General features: G+C 48.3%; 6 protein-coding genes. 2 read left to right on the top strand and 4 right to left on the bottom strand.

Going from position 1 to position 6614, the window contains the following annotated elements:
* The 3 genes from AB5Z01_RS11465 to AB5Z01_RS11455 all read right to left on the bottom strand — a co-directional run.
* Positions 1-1849 (bottom strand): DUF4316 domain-containing protein (locus AB5Z01_RS11465; RefSeq protein ID WP_368365544.1); only part of this gene is annotated, 1849 nt, incomplete at its 3' end.
* Between the two features lie 88 nt (positions 1850-1937).
* Positions 1938-2630 (bottom strand): hypothetical protein, encoded by a 693-nt coding sequence (locus tag AB5Z01_RS11460; RefSeq protein ID WP_287214462.1) that lies wholly within the window; start codon positions 2628-2630, stop codon positions 1938-1940.
* Positions 2627-3139 (bottom strand): hypothetical protein, encoded by a 513-nt coding sequence (locus AB5Z01_RS11455; protein WP_195221651.1) that lies wholly within the window; start codon positions 3137-3139, stop codon positions 2627-2629. Before AB5Z01_RS11455 ends, AB5Z01_RS11460 begins: the two co-directional genes overlap by 4 nt.
* Before the next feature lie 115 nt (positions 3140-3254).
* Here AB5Z01_RS11455 and AB5Z01_RS11450 point away from each other — a divergent pair, with 115 nt between their 5' ends.
* Positions 3255-3590 (top strand): hypothetical protein, encoded by a 336-nt coding sequence (locus AB5Z01_RS11450; RefSeq protein WP_195221652.1) that lies wholly within the window; start codon positions 3255-3257, stop codon positions 3588-3590.
* A 54-nt stretch (positions 3591-3644) separates the two neighbouring features.
* Here the strand turns inward: AB5Z01_RS11450 and AB5Z01_RS11445 are convergent, their stop codons facing one another.
* Positions 3645-5657: a DNA topoisomerase 3 gene (locus AB5Z01_RS11445; RefSeq protein WP_287214465.1), complete on the bottom strand. Its 2013-nt coding sequence runs from the start codon at positions 5655-5657 to the stop codon at positions 3645-3647.
* A gap of 100 nt (positions 5658-5757) precedes the next feature.
* Between AB5Z01_RS11445 and AB5Z01_RS11440 the strand changes: the two genes are divergently transcribed.
* Entirely contained in the window at positions 5758-6579 is an 822-nt protein-coding gene (locus tag AB5Z01_RS11440) for a PD-(D/E)XK nuclease family transposase (RefSeq protein WP_195221654.1), read from the top strand.
* Positions 6580-6614 lie beyond the last annotated feature (35 nt).

Below are 6614 nucleotides of genomic sequence, written 5' to 3'. Positions count from 1 at the left end.
GCTCTGCCGACTTCTTCCGAGCCTGCCCCTCGTCCATACGCTGCGTAAAACGCTCCTGCTTCGGGAGTGCCTTGAAAAAGTCGGGATTGACATACTCCACGGCTCTTTCGCCCTTGACAGCACTCTCGATCTGCTTATATGCCTGAGCATTCGCCTTAGAGACTGTGACTGCCACCGTGTCATTCTTGCGGACTACCGCAGAATACGGGATATTCTGCTTTTGCAGCTCTGCCACGATCTTCCGTGCTGTGCCGATAGGCTCAACACGAGTGTGCTTTTCGTCCTTGCCGAGCGATGCATAGTATTCGGGATTGATCGTCTGATACTTGCCCTTTTCGCCCTTACCGCCGTTTTCCTTTGCGGCTTCTGTATGGGCGATCTTGCCGATAGAAGCGTACATCACATCATTCAGGGCAGGAACATCAGCTTTAGAAACAGTAATGCCGACCTTATCCTCGCCCTTAGTAGCAACGGAATATGCCACGCCTGCGGCAGTCAATGCGGACATGACCTCGACCGCCTGAACCTCCGTCATAGTCTCCACATGACGATCACCACGGGGCAACTCCTTGTAATAATCGGGGTTGACCTTGAAACCGCCGTCATCGGTGAGGACTGCATCGCCGTTATCCACCATAGTCATGAGCCATGACTCGACCTCGATCTCATCGGCGCTGTCAAGCAGTTCAAGCTGTTTCCGCATCTTTTCAAGCTCCGAAGTCGCATTCTCCCTCATCTCCTGGGGAACAAAGGGATTTTCCGCAAGGCTCTCCATATTCTTGATACCCTCACGAAGTTCAGCTCTTGCCTTGTCGATGTCCTCCTTGCTGCCGTTGTTGATGATACCGTCGATCATGTTATAATCATCTTCCATCTGCATTTCCGCACTTGCAAGCGGCTGGTCAACGAGCTTGTCAGCGATCGAAGCGACCTGTGATCTGTCAAGCGTTTCGACCTCCTGCGCCGCCTGCACAGCACCCTCAGCAAGAGAAGGCATATCCATAGTGCCGTTCTGCACCATTTCACCGAGCTTGTCGCCTGTGAGAACCATAGAAGCATCGAGCTGGTCATTGGTCTGCTTCTCGTAGTGGGTTTCGGGACGGGCGAGCTTCATGATCTTGCTTTCCAGTGCGCCGATACGCTCATTCACGCCCTTGAGCTGTTCACCGAGTTTGAGCTTGTCAACGGCACTCGTTTCAGGAGCGTTATAAGTGTCAAGAATATCCTGCCTTTTCGCTTCAAGCGTTGCTTTCTTGTCGCTCAGGCAGTCCACGGTCGAGCTGTTCAGCCTTGTCATAGCATCTGCAAATGCTTCACGGCGCTCCTTGTTGAAGTGAATACCGAAACTCCTGATCGTGTCATTGAGTGCGATCACACGGTTCAGCTTGTGTTCGATACGGTCACGCTTTGCGGTCAGGGTGTCGATCTTCTTCCAACCCTGATCTATCTTTTCCTGCCGCTTCGGGATCTTGACCTCACGGATAGCCTGAATACGCTTCTCGTTATTTGCGATGAGAGTGCGGATACCCGGCAGATTGCCGATAGTCGCTTTCAGCATACGGTTCGTATCTTCGAGCTTGTCAGCCTTTGCGGAGAGTGCTTCGATCTTCGCCTTGTTGCGGTCGATCTTGTCCGTCTGATTGGCGATCTTCTCGTCAAGGGAGTCGATACGGCTCTGATGATGCTCCGCCTTTGCGTTCAGAAAAGGAAGAAGTTTGCCCGACTTCTGAGCGCCGGACTCTTCCTGCTGCTGTTCCTGCGCCTGCGCCTGTTTTCTTCTAATTTCCTCCTCCGCATCGACCGCAGGCTGGTCGGCGGTTCTCTTATCGTCATTATCTTGTACGGGCATAGGCTACCTCACTTTCTCTTTCTCACGATGATGATAACCGCTGCGGTCACAGCCGTAACAACGGCACTTCCGATGATGATAAACTTCTTCATGGTCTGTTCTTCCTTTCTCTTTCTTCTGTCTGTGTGGCTCGCTCCTGTTCGTCACGCTGTCTGCGTCGGGCGATCTCAGCCAGATGTTTATGGGCTTCTCTTGTAAAGTGGTCATTGGCATGACGGCGCTGGTAAGCATCATAAAGCTCCGTGAATGAACGAACTTTATCCGCCGTCTGCACAGGTTCGGCAGGAGTTTTCTCCTGTTGCTTCTTGCGTTCATACTCCGAAATATCCGAGAGCGTTCTGCCGTTGACTGTGATGATACGGTCAAGCTCGCGCTGAATCGTTGCATCGTCACACAGCCAAAAGTCCGTGTATGTCTTGCAGAGCAATAGCTGAACTTCATTGGGACGGGACTGCAAGAAACTTACTGTTGTATTCAGAAGCTCCGCAACTTCACCGAGCAGTCGATAATAGCCGTCAGGCACTCCGTAAACTTGCAGCTCACGGAGCAATGCTTCATAGTCGCCGGACTGTGCCTTTGCGATGATCTCCTCGACCTGTTCCTTGTAGCTGCCGTCATAGGTCAGCACCATTTCGGCATCGCCAAATCGGGCAGAAAAAGGAATATTGCTCTTGTCGAGTGCCACCACGATAGCCTGAGCCTTGTCCGTTTCAATGCTGATAAACTCACGGTTTTTGATAGTGGAAACTTCGATACCGCCGATATACGGGAAATCTGTCACGGTGCGATCATCTCCCTGATGTTGTCGATAAGCTCCATATTCGTGCTGTCGGCATCGTACTCCATAGCATACGCACCGCAGATATTCTCCTGAATACGGCGAGGGAGCGACCTCAGCGCACGAACGGGAGTACCGATGAGCTTTGCCACATTCGGGAGGTCTGCGACCGCAAGAGCCTTGTTCACAAGGTCATAAAAACGGGCGGTCTGAGAGCTGTCCATCATGAACTCATAGACGATAGTCTGCTGAGTCTCATAGTCAAGGCTGCGGAGCGTTTCGGTGGTGATACCCGTGGACTTTGCGACTTCACTCAACTCAATATAGATTGAGCCTTTCTGCCACAGATTGTCGAGGGCTTCAAAGACAGCCTTTTTGTCCTCATCGTTTTTCACGGCGACCTGTTCAAAAACCGCTGTCATACTGTTTTTGATCTCATCGTCCATAGCTGAAACGCTGTCCTCGGAGACACCGAGGATCTTTGCGACTTCCGTAAGCTGGTTATTGTTCATAAAGATTATCCTTTCTGCTTTAAGCCAAATAATTGACTTTTCAGCGGTAGTTTGATATAATAAAGTAGTTAAGAGCGTCCTTCCGATTATTCAGAATTTGCAAAGGTGATATTCTATGAGCATACGTTCCAAAGGTAGACGTAAAATAATTGTCGATAGTCAAACATATTTATGGTATGTTGCTTTAGACGATGAATCTCCGTACAATATTCTGAATATAGTATCAGATGATAAATCCTATATTCTGGCTTGTCCGCTTCAAACTGAGAAGGAATATATAATAAGCAAAGGCAGAATGTTTCAGGCGAAAAAAACAAATGGACGATGGAACAGATATTTTCTTCCGTTTCATATTCCGGAAATCATCACTCCGAAATTCGTTGAACAGTTGATTCTTTGGTCAACAAAAAATACAGATGCTATTCCAATTAATGGTGATGTTCCTGTGTAGCATTATTCTGCTTTATATAGCTATCACCAAACAGCAAGGACACCCTTGCTGTTTTTATATACCCCTCTCCGTTTTCCACTGATAATACATCTTCCCATTGTACGGATTCTCCACGAGCTCAGGGCGCACAATGGTCTTTTTGCCCTTAGATGTATAGGAAGTCGATTTACCGTTCAGTAGTCCCTTGACCTGGGTATCGGAAAGCTCCACACCGTACACCTTTGCGATATTCATACCGCACTTGCCCTTGCAGTAGAAGCCAAACTTACCCTTGACTACATCTGCACCGCACTTCGGGCATTTCCCGATAGGCTCATTACTGCCGTCAGAAAGTGAAACAGACTTATCCACTGAGCCATATTTACCGCACATTTCAGTGATGAACTGCGTAATGCCCGACATAAAGACTGCTTCGGGCAGACTGCCGTGTTCGATCTGCTGTAACTTCGATTCCCATTCAGCGGTCAGCTTTGCAGACTTGACTTCATCGGGAACGACCGTCACAAGCTCCTTGCCCTTATCCGTTGCCCTGAGCTGTTTGCCGACACGCTCCACATAGCCATTCTTTACAAGTGCTTCGATCGTAGCGGCCCTTGTGGCAGGAGTGCCGAGTCCCTTTTTCTCCGTGTCCTCGTCATAGTTCTCATTTCCGGCTCTCTCCATAGCGGAGAGAAGTGTGTCCTCGGTATAGGGCTTCGGAGGAGAAGTGAAGTGTTCGCCCTTGCTTGCAGCAACCGTGAAAGTCTGTCCCTCAGATACCGCAGGCAGAGCCTTTTCCTCATTCTTCTTGTCGGTCTGCTTTTCATAGGCTTTCCAACCCATTTCAAGCACCGTGCGGCCTGCTGCCGTGAACTTCGTACCGTTGCAGATACCTGTGAACTGGACCGCTTCATACTTGTGCGCCGGAGCCGTTGCACAGATCAGCTTTGTTGCGATCAGCGTAAGGACATTCTTTTCACCCGACGGCAGAGAAGAAAGGTCAGCCGTAGCGATACCGCTTGTGGGGATAATTGCATGATGCCCCGATACCTTAGTATTGTTGATAACCTTAGAAATATCGGGAGTATGCGAAATGCCAAACCCGAAATAGGTATCACAGAGCTTTGCCACATCAAGTGCCGTCTGCGCCATATCATCGCTGAGATACTGGCTGTCAGTACGAGGATAAGTGACGAGCTTTCCCTCATAGAGCGACTGCGTATAGTCGAGTGTCTGCTGTGCCGTATAGCCGAAAGCCTTGTTTGCTTCTCTTTGAAGCGTGGTCAGGTCATAGAGCTTCGGAGCTTTATCGGTCTTGACCTCACGCTTGACCGAACTGATAGTGACCGTGTTGCCGTCACAGGCAGAAACAAGTGTATCAGCGGCATTTTCATCATCAATTCTCGCAGAAGAAAGAATAAAGTCTCCGCAGTTCAGGTCAACAGTAAAATACTTCTGCTTCACAAAGCCGTTTACCTCGGCATCACGCTGAACGATCATTGCAAGTGTCGGTGTCTGAACACGCCCGATGTTGAGCTTACCGCCGTAGCGAACGGAAAACAGCCGAGAACCGTTCATTCCCACAAGCCAGTCAGCCCTTGCACGGGCATAGCCTGCTGAAAACAGATTATCATATGCAGACATAGGCTTCATCGCTGTAAGAGCCTTGCGGATAGCTGATTCTTCAAGAGAAGAAACCCACAAACGCTTCACGTTTTTTTTGCAGTTCGCCATATTATAGACATAGCGGAAAATACATTCGCCCTCACGGTCAGCGTCTGTTGCACAGATGATCTCCGAAATATCGTCCCTGTTTATAAGGCTTTTCAGGAGATTGTACTGCGCCTTTGTGCTGTCCGTGACCTGAAACTGCCACTTGTCGGGTATCATAGGGAGCTGTGAAAAGCTCCACTTCCGGTCCCAGCCGTTGCCGTAGTCATTCGGATATTTCAGCCCGACAAGATGTCCGACACACCAAGAAACGATATAGCCGTTTCCCTCGGTGTAGCCTTTGTGTGCGGAAGAAGCTCCGACAACGGCGGATATGGCTCTTGAAACACTCGGCTTTTCGCCGATGATAAGAATCATGCTAAAACACGTCCTTTCGTAATAAATTTGTTATTGATTTTTCGGGGCAGATGTGATATAATAGTATTGAATAAGAATACTATATAAGAGGTGCATACCATTGGCTAAGATCAAACCAATACTTACGCCCGAAGAAGAACGTCAGCAAAACCTTGAACAGCTTGCCAAATATCGTCCTCTTGACGATGATTTCATGCGTGAGCTTTTCAGGAATAATCTTGAACTTGCTCAGTATGTGCTTCGTATTATCATCGGAAAGCCCGATCTGAAGCTCACCAAAGAAGAAACACAGTACGATCTACAGCATCTTTTTGGGGAACGCTCTATTTGCCTTGATGTATTTGGTGTTGATGATGAAAATCAGCAATATGACATTGAAGTGCAGAGGCAGGATAAGGGGGCATCTCCTCAAAGGGCAAGATACCATTCAAGTGCGATGGACGTTGATAATCTCAGGGAGAAACAGCAGTTTGAAAAGTTGCCCAACACTTATGTGATATTCATTACCGAAAATGATTTCTTCGGCAAAGGAAAAGCTGTTTATCCAATAGAGCGTATGAACCTTGCCACGGGTGAGCCGTTTAATGACGGAGAACATATTCTTTATATAAACGGCGCATACGAAAACAAGGACGATAACTCCGATCTTGCCAAGCTGATACATGATTTCAGGTGCAGTAAGGCAGACGAAATGTTATTATCACCGTTAGCAGACCGTACCAGATTTTTCAAAGAAACACCGGAAGGAGTGGATTATATGTGCAAGGCAATGGAAGAAAGAATTACCGAAGAAAAGCTCAGAATTGCCTATAATTTATTGCAGTTAGGCACAGTTTCTAAGGAAGATATTGCAAAAGCCACTAAACTTCCTATTGAAGCGATCAACGAGCTTGAAGAAGAAATGAAAAACGTTCCGGCATAACACATCTACCAAAGCACATTTCCCATCATGGGAAG

This window comes from Ruminococcus sp. RTP21359st1_H3_RTP21359_211015 (assembly GCF_040909065.1).
Classification (GTDB): domain Bacteria; phylum Bacillota; class Clostridia; order Oscillospirales; family Ruminococcaceae; genus Hominimerdicola; species Hominimerdicola aceti.
Note: the sequence above shows the minus strand (reverse complement) of the source record. Positions and strands in the feature narration are given on the sequence as shown.

Bases quoted from the DNA above. Each gene is read 5' to 3' on its own strand.
- AB5Z01_RS11455 (WP_195221651.1), bottom strand. From the start codon at position 3,139: ATGAACAATAACCAGCTTACGGAAGTCGCAAAGATCCTCGGTGTCTCC.
- AB5Z01_RS11445 (WP_287214465.1), bottom strand. From the start codon at position 5,657: ATGATTCTTATCATCGGCGAAAAGCCGAGTGTTTCAAGAGCCATATCC.
- AB5Z01_RS11450 (WP_195221652.1), top strand. From the start codon at position 3,255: ATGAGCATACGTTCCAAAGGTAGACGTAAAATAATTGTCGATAGTCAA.